3 protein-coding genes are annotated in these 7067 nt (G+C 30.2%); all 3 read left to right on the forward strand.

The window, feature by feature from the left end:
• Positions 1-62: 62 nt before the first annotated feature.
• Positions 63-782: a response regulator transcription factor gene (locus BR82_RS0109685; RefSeq protein ID WP_027090021.1), complete on the forward strand. Its 720-nt coding sequence runs from the start codon at positions 63-65 to the stop codon at positions 780-782.
• On the forward strand, positions 779-2488 hold the full coding sequence (locus tag BR82_RS16835; RefSeq protein ID WP_027090022.1) for a sensor histidine kinase: 1710 nt from the start codon (positions 779-781) through the stop codon (positions 2486-2488). The genes BR82_RS0109685 and BR82_RS16835 overlap by 4 nt, the downstream gene beginning before the upstream one ends.
• A gap of 168 nt (positions 2489-2656) precedes the next feature.
• Positions 2657-7067 (forward strand): glycosyl hydrolase family 95 catalytic domain-containing protein (locus BR82_RS15610; RefSeq protein WP_051592810.1); only part of this gene is annotated, 4411 nt, incomplete at its 3' end.

Genomic DNA, 7067 nt, shown 5'->3' on the forward strand with positions numbered 1-7067 from the left:
ATCATTCATAATAAAGAAGTACATAAATCATACTGAAATATTATTGAGAAAGGAAATGAGTTATGGAACATACAATATTAATAGTTGAGGATGAACAGGGAATAAGGGATACAGTAAGCGTCTTCTTAAAAAATCAGGGATATAAAGTCTTTACTGCCACTAATGGGCAGAAAGGATTGGAAATTATTAATATTAATGAGATTCATCTTGCTATTATTGATATTATGATGCCAGTAATGGATGGTATTACGATGACTTTAAAATTACGGCAAAAGTATGATTTCCCAATTATTTTTTTAAGTGCTAAATCAGAAGATATTGATAAAATTACTGGTTTAAATTTAGGTGCTGATGATTATGTCACAAAACCTTTTGAACCTATGGAGCTGATTGCTAGGGTAAATGCAAATATTAGAAGATATGATCAGATTATGTTATTAAAAAATAAGTCGATTTCTAATGATAATGATCATCGACTTATCGTTGGAGGACTTGAACTTGATAAATATACTAAAGAAGTAATAGTTAATAATAAAACAGTTCGTTTGACGGCAAAAGAATTTCAAATTCTTGAATTGTTGATGAGTTATCCTGGTAGAGTTTATTCTGCCGAAGAAATTTATCAAGCAGTATGGAAAGAAGAAGCAATAAATACAGAAACTATCATGGTTCATATTAGAAAATTACGAGAGAAAATAGAAATAAATCCTAAAAAACCAGAGTATTTAAAAGTAGTATGGGGAATTGGTTATAAAATTGAAAAAACATCGGTGAAGTTATGATTGTGTTAAAACGAGTATGTAGGTTTATTTTTTTTCTTTTGGTATTAGTAATTTTATTTTTATCGTTTAATAATAAATGGGAAAGTATTAATTTACAAAGATATGAAGATTTTCAATATTTCACACTAGCAATGGCGAAAAAACTAGATCCCGAATATGAAATTTTATTTTTTGATGAGACTATTCCTGATAAAGAAAAATGGCAGATCAGTAATAAATTTTATAATACTATGGATTATATAAAAAGATGTTTTCAAAATGATTATGATTTCATTTATTTAATAAAAAATACTAAAACAAATAAAGTTATCACAAATAATATTGATCAAAACAATCTTGATGATAAAGCTAAATGTTATTTTTATACTGTGATGTCTTATGATGAAAATGGTGATTTAAAAAAAGAAGGTAACATGTATAATGAATCATCATATTTTAGCTTAGAAAAACTTTTACGCAGACATTATCATGTTGATAGTCATAGTGATTTTCTTAATAAGATAAAAATTAATCATCCTAAAAATTTAGAAATAATATATATTATTTCTAAAAATAAAAAGATTTCAAATTACTTTTTAGTCAAACTTTGGCTAATCAGTGGATTAATCATAGTTTTAGCTATTTTTAAAATAGTTTATAAATATCTTTACGTTATTAGAGATTATTTTAAAATATTTTTTTTGAATATAAAAGAAAAATTAAATAAGTTCATACAAATAGATTTATTAATTGCAATAAATAAAATGATTTTAAAATATGTAATTATTAATGCAGGGGTTGTTTTTATGTTATTAGTAGTTTTAAATGATTATGTATTTATATTTGCATATATTTTTAGCACTTTTTTTTGGTTAGAAAATAAATGCATGAAAGTTCAAAAAGATTATAATTGCTTATTAAAAGCTGCTCAAGAACTGGGTAAAGGAAATTTTGATATGGAGATAGAGGCTGATTTAGGTGTTTTTAAACAGTTAGAGATTGAATTTAATAATATTAAAGATGGTTTAAAAAAAGCTGTTGAAGAAGAAATAAAGTCTCAAAATATGAAAAATGAGCTGATTAGTAATGTATCCCATGATTTAAAAACACCATTAACATGTATAAAAAATTATATTGTATTATTACAGGACGATTTACTTACTGAAAAAACTCGACATGAATATTTGGATAATTTGGATTTGTATGTAAATAGATTGACTACGCTAATTGATGATTTTTTTGAAATTAGTAAAATTAATAGTGGGAATATTCAGTTGAATTTGATGAGCCTTAATATTATTGCGTTATTAGAGCAGACTTATACTGAAAGTAAAGAAATTTTAGAAGCTAAAAATTTAATTTTAATAAGAAAATATGAAAATACGGATATTAAATTAAAAATAGATGGTGATAAAACCTATCGTATATTTGAAAATCTTTTTACTAATATTGCTAAATATGCAATGATCAATAGTCGTATTTACCTTGAAGTTAAAGATACCAAGGATAAAATAGTGATTGAATTCAAAAATATTTCGGCTACACTGATAAATTTTACTGCTGATGAAATTGTTGAAAGGTTTGTTCGCGGTGATAAATCAAGACACGAAACTGGTAGTGGCTTAGGTTTAGCAATTGCAAAAAGTTTTACTGAAGTTCAAGGTGGGGAATTTAAAATTGATATTGATGGAGATCTATTTAAAACGATTATTTGTTTTAAAAAATAAATGTGGTGTGTTTTATTATTGAATGTATTGAAAAAATTACTCACTTTTCAAATATCATTTGTTTAAATAAATAATATATGATTAAATGATGATAGATATGTAAAAGCTACATTTTTAGTGCGGATATAGTTTTATATATTATTTGGAAAAGGAGAGCAGAGATAGAAAATGAAAATTAAAAGGAAAGTAGCGGGATTATTTAAAGTGCTTCTTGCCAGTGTTTTGATACTAGTTTGCTTACCGCTAGAAAGTTTACAGGCTAAAACAGATGTTAAAAATTTATCTGATTCTAAAACTGTTAAAGAAGCATTAAAACTTTATTTTGATGAACCTGTTAGTCAAGGAACTTTGATTCCTGGGCGTGAAGGCGGTTTTGGGACGACTGAAGAAGATAACCGCTGGCAACAGTTAAGTTTACCAATTGGTAATTCTTATATGGGGGCTAATATTTATGGTGAAATTAGTAGAGAACATTTAACTTTTAACCATAAAACATTATGGACAGGAGGACCTAGTGAATCACGTCCTGATTATAACGGTGGAAATATTGATACAGTTGGGACTCAATCAATGGCTGATTATGTAAAAAGTGTTCAAGATGCTTTTTTAAGTGGTCAGGATGCTTCTTCGTTATGTAATCAAATTATTGGATTGAAAGAGGGCTATGGAGCATATCAATCTTTTGGTGATATTTATTTAGATTTTAATTTAAGCGGTGATGTTGAAAATTATCGTCGTGAACTTGATCTAAATACTTCACTGGCAAGTGTTGATTTTTCATTAAATGGTACAAATTATCATCGTGAATATTTAGCAAGTTATCCCGACAATGTAATTGCGATGAAAATTATGGCTAATGATAAGATGAATTTTGAAGTATCATTCCCAATTGATAATGACACAACGACTGCTTTACAAAAAACGGTAGTTACTACAGCAGTAGATAATAAAATTACAGTTAGTGGTCAAATGAACGATAATCAATTAAAATTAAATGGACAGTTAAAAGTATATCCTGTAGATGGCAGGGTTGAAGCCAATGGTGATTCATTAATGATCAAGGATGCTAGTGAAGTACATATTTTTGTTAGTGCTTCGACTGATTATAAAAATGAATACCCAGTTTATCGTACCAATGAAACTGATGCTCAGTTAAATGAGCGGGTAAGCGATGATATCGATAGGGCTTATCAAGCCGGCTATGAAAAAGTAAAAGAAAACGCACTAAATGATTATCAAGAAATATTTAATCGAGTTGAATTAAATTTGGGACAAAGTGTATCTGATAAACCAACCGATGCATTATTAGAAATTTATAAAGATGGAAGCGCTAGTGAAGCGCAACGTCGAGCTTTAGAAACTACTTTATTTCAATATGGTCGATATTTACAAATTGCTTCTTCAAGAGATGGTGATTTACCGGCTAATTTACAGGGGGTATGGAATAATCGCGTTGGTGATGAAAATCGTGTACCATGGGCTAGTGACTATCATATGAATGTCAATCTACAAATGAATTATTGGCCTACTTATGTTACTAATATGCAAGAATGTGCAACACCATTGATTGACTATGTAGATTCTCTTCGTGAGCCGGGAAGAGTTACGGCTGCAACATATTTTGGGGTCGTTAGTGATGAAGCAAATCCAGAAAATGGTTTTACAGCACATACTCAAAATACGCCATTTGGCTGGACTTGTCCAGGATGGGCATTTAGCTGGGGCTGGTCACCAGCTGCAGTGCCATGGATCTTACAGAATTGTTATGAATATTACGAATATACAGGAGATCTTGAATATTTAGCTGATAAGATTTATCCAATGCTTAAAGAAGAAGCAAAATTATATCAGCAAATACTTAGAGAAGATCCAGTGACGGGAAGAATGGTTACTGTTCCTGCATATTCACCAGAACATGGACCATATACAGCTGGAAATACATATGAGCAATCATTAGTATGGCAGTTATTTAAAGATGCTGTTGAGGCAGCTAATGTATTAGGTGTTGATCGTGATTTAGTTGCTCAATGGCAAAATTTACAAAGTAAATTAAATCCAATTGAAATTGGTGATGATGGACAAATAAAAGAATGGTATGACGAAACAACTTTAGGAAGTGTCAGTGGCAGTGACCGTAAACATCGTCATATGTCACATCTATTAGGATTATTTCCTGGTGATTTAATTAGTGTTGATAATGAGGATTATTTAAATGCTGCTATTGTATCGTTAGAAGATCGTGGTGACGATGCTACAGGCTGGGGAATGGGACAAAGATTAAATTCCTGGGCTCGTGCTGGTGATGGTAATCACGCTTACGACATTATTAAAGCGTTCTTTAAAAGCGGAGCTTATCCAAATCTTTGGGATGCTCATGCTCCATTCCAAATTGATGGTAACTTTGGATATACTGCTGGAGTTGCAGAAATGTTATTACAAAGTAATATGGGATACATCAATATGTTGCCAGCTCTACCGGATGTTTGGTCGACAGGACATGTTGAAGGACTAGTAGCTCGTGGTAATTTCGAAGTATCTATGGATTGGTCAAATAGTAATTTAACGAAAGCGTCAATATTGTCTAATAATGGACAAAGCTGTTCACTTCAATATCCTAATATTTCTAAGGCAACACTAAAAGATTCTGATGGAAATATTATTGATTTTGTTGAAGAGAGTGACAATAGAATTACTTTTAATACTGAAAAGAATAAGACATATATAATTGAAGATATTCCTGAAAAACCAGTTAAAGCACCAGAAAATGCAACAGTTTATAGCAATGAAAAGTCTACATTAGTTACTTTTGATGCAGTTATGAATGCAAATGCATATAATATATATCGTAGTATAAACAATGGGTCATATGTAAAAATTGCAACAATTAAGACAACATCATTTAGTGATATATATTATAATGATGCAAAGTATAAAGTAACTGCAGTTGTTGATAGTGGTGAAGGGGAAACTACAGCTGTTTTAACTCCAATCGATATTGGAAATATCGAAAAAATGGATGACCGCGATAATTTGATTACTTATACAGGCAGCTGGGGTGACTGGTCTGATAGTGGTCAATATTTGGGTACAGAAAAATATACGTATACCAACGGGGATACGATGGAATTTTATTTTTCTGGTACTGGTTTGAGAGTTATTGGAATGAAAGCTAATGATACTCATACTTTTGATTTGTATATTGATGATCAAATAGTAGCTAGTGCTGTCGATACTAACAGTTCTCAAACTCAGCGCCAGCAGCTGTTATCGGAAATAACTGATTTGGAAGATGGTATTCATAGGGTGAAACTTGTTGTAAAACAAGCAAAAATTTCTTTGGATGCTTTTGAAATTATTCGTGCAGTATTGCCGACTGGTCTTACGATCATATCATCAAGTGATGTGATTAATTTAAATCAAACTAATACAATGCAGCTACAGGCAAAATATCTACCAGCAGGTGCTAGTGGTAATGAAGTTACATGGAGTGTAAAAAACGATTTAGATTTACCTTCAAACATTGCCAGCATTAGTGATGAAGGAATATTAACTGTTGATCATGTTGGCAGTGTCGTTGTTTGTGCGGTTGATAAAATTAATCCAGAAATAAAAGCTGAAAAAACAATTACAGTTATTAAAGATGTAATTACTACTAAATATGATGATCGTGATAGTTCAATTATATATACTGGTAATTGGAGTACTTGGAATGAAGCTAAACATGAAAATGGGACAGTAACGGAATCAACAACAAAAGATGTAAGTTTTAATTTTGATTTTAAAGGAACAGGAATAGCGTTATATTTCATGAAGCTTGAAGCAGCAGGTGGCTATGCTGGAGCTAATATTGAGGTAAAGATCGATGGTATTTCAAAGGGATTATATTCTACTTTTACAACAGTCTCTGGAAGTGAACCAAAATCAAATGTATTTGAAGATCTAACGTTATCAAATGGTAATCATACAGTAGAGGTAATTGTAAGAGATTGTCCAGAAAATGCTCCGGCTGGATCAAGACCAAAAGTGTCTTTTGATTATTATCAAGTAACAAGTGGTAATCAAGAAGAAACATTGAATTATCACGATTTAGCTCAAGAAATAATAAAGTTTAAAAAAACTGATTTAACTAATTATTTTATAGAAACAGTTTTGAATTATCAAGATGCATATGATCAAGCAGTGGCAAGATATCAAGTAGCAGATAATCAAGAAGAAATTGATATGCTTACACAGTTATTAGTATCTAGGTTTAATGCATTAATTGATAAAAGTGAATATAAAGAGCAATTAAATGATTTGATTATTTTATGTAATGAAAAAGATTTAAGTAAGTATGAAGAGACTAGTGTTGAAAATTTAAATAATGTTTTAAATGCCGCAAAAATTGTTTATCAAAACTTAGAGGCCTCTAAACAAGATGTTGATGATGCTATTAAGAATTTAAACGACGCTATTGAAAATTTAATAGAAAAAGAAATTAAAATTGATAAATTAGCATTATCAATAGCTGTAGAAATGGCAAATAACGTAACTGAAGAACAGTTAGCTAATGTTGTTCCTGTTGTCGTTGATGAATTTA

The organism is Thomasclavelia saccharogumia DSM 17460 (genome assembly GCF_000686665.1).
GTDB lineage: Bacteria > Bacillota_I > Bacilli_A > Erysipelotrichales > Coprobacillaceae > Thomasclavelia > Thomasclavelia saccharogumia.

What these genes read in the sequence shown, in the direction of transcription:
- BR82_RS16835 (WP_027090022.1), top strand. Translation starts at nt 779, where the DNA reads ATGATTGTGTTAAAACGAGTATGTAGGTTTATTTTTTTTCTTTTGGTA.
- BR82_RS0109685 (WP_027090021.1), top strand. Translation starts at nt 63, where the DNA reads ATGGAACATACAATATTAATAGTTGAGGATGAACAGGGAATAAGGGAT.